Source organism: Actinosynnema sp. NPDC023658 (genome assembly GCF_040639995.1).
Classification (GTDB): domain Bacteria; phylum Actinomycetota; class Actinomycetes; order Mycobacteriales; family Pseudonocardiaceae; genus Actinosynnema.
The window spans coordinates 1-1,278 of sequence record NZ_JBFAAX010001344.1 but is presented as its reverse complement, the minus strand read 5'-3'; the positions used below and the strand labels follow the sequence as shown (position 1 = coordinate 1,278).

General features: G+C 74.1%; 2 protein-coding genes. Both read right to left on the bottom strand.

From position 1 onward, the window contains the following. A partial coding sequence (locus AB0G02_RS40835) for an amino acid permease (protein WP_360806105.1) occupies positions 1–808 on the bottom strand: 808 nt, incomplete at its 3' end. Positions 809–944: 136 nt separating this feature from the next. Beyond that, positions 945–1,278 (bottom strand): FAD-dependent oxidoreductase (locus AB0G02_RS40830; RefSeq protein ID WP_360806102.1); only part of this gene is annotated, 334 nt, incomplete at its 5' end.

Genomic DNA, 1,278 nt, shown 5'->3' with positions numbered 1-1,278 from the left:
CGCCGTCGGCCGCGGCGGCCTCCCGCCACGGCACGATCGCCACGATGATCCCGGTGGCCAGCACGTAGAACAACGCCAGGCGCAGCACCACCCGCTTCGCCGCGCGGGGGATGTCGCGGGCCGGGCTGCGCGACTCGGCGGCGGTCATCGCGACCGACTCCACGCCGCCGTAGCTGAACGTCGCCACGGTCATCGCCAGCAGCACGCCGACCCACCCGTTGGGCGCGAATCCGCCGTGGTCGGTCCACGCGCCCAGCCCCACCGCGTCGTGCCCCGGCAGCCCGAACACCACGTACAGCACGCCGAGGGCGAGGAACACGACCAGGGCAGTCACCTTGATCATCGCGAACCAGTACTCGACCTCGCCGAACAGCCGGACGGCGGCGAAGTTGATCCCCAGGATCGCCAGCGAGAACACGCACACCGACGCCCACAGGGGCACCTGCGGCCACCAGAACCGGACGTACAGGCCCGCCGCGACCACCTCGCCGCCGACGGTGATGACCTGCGTCGCCCAGTAGCACCACCGCTGGACGTACCCGACCAGCGGACCGGCGTACCGCGTCGCGACCGCGCCGAACCCGCCCGCCTCGGGGTGCACGACGACCATCTCGGCCACCGCGTAGGCCACCCCGACCGCCGCCAGCGCGCCGACCAGGTAGACCAGCACCACGGCCGGTCCGGCCATGGAGATCGCGAGGCCGGAGCCGAGGAACAGCCCGGTGCCGATGGTGCCGCCGAGCGAGATCATGCCGATCTGGCGGCTGGTCAACTGCCGGAGCAACCCGCCGTTCGCGTCGTCCGCCAAGACATCCTCCGGGGGTCGCTGCGTCCGCGGGCAGCGCGACAGTCCCACCCCGGCCCCGGTCACGCCATCAGCGCGGACGGCGCCGCTACGGCTGGCCGAAGCGCGGACCGCCGTTTCGCGGCGGCGGAGCCGGTCCTCAGTGGACGGCGGTCGACCGCTCGAAGCGGAACGGGGCCAGCTCGTCGCCGCGGTCCTCGCCCACCACCTCGGCCGCGACCAGGTCCCCGGCGTGCAGCGCCAGCGTCACCCCGCTGTGCGAGACGGCGAAGTGGAAGTTCGGCAGGTCGACCACCCGGCCCAGCACTGGCAACCCGTCCTCGGGGATCGGCCGCTCGCCCACCCGGACGCTCTCGACCGCGACGTCGCGCATGCCCGGGTAGAGCGCGCGGCCGGCGGCGAGCACCTCGTCCACGGCGGACCGGTCCACGGTGACCCGGCCGGTGTCCGACACGCGGGCCGCGTCGTCGCCC